Annotated in this window: 1 pseudogene; it reads right to left on the reverse strand. The window is 56.9% G+C overall.

The window, feature by feature from the left end:
- A pseudogene (locus tag U5775_RS39245) lies at positions 1-276 on the reverse strand (hypothetical protein); the annotation flags it as partial.

Genomic DNA, 276 nt, shown 5'->3' on the forward strand with positions numbered 1-276 from the left:
GCCAGTGGATGGAAAAACCAGAGCTTCTGCCCGGCGAGCGGCGTCTTGTCCAGAAACTGGAACTTGTTCAGGAAATCGATGAAGTTGGTGTACCCATCGGGGTTGGTATCTTTCTGTTTGCCAAAGAAGCCGTCTGGGTCGTTCAGATCCTTGTAGCGGTCGTCGTTGTTGGAGGGATCCCATTCACTGCGCGCCTGGCACACCAGTCCCCTGAGTTTTTCGCGCACGCCCCAGGCGCTCTGGATGTAGCCGGCAAGCTGCTGGTTGGCACTGTTG

The organism is Paraburkholderia sp. J63 (assembly GCF_905220245.1).
Taxonomy (GTDB): Bacteria; Pseudomonadota; Gammaproteobacteria; order Burkholderiales; family Burkholderiaceae; genus Paraburkholderia.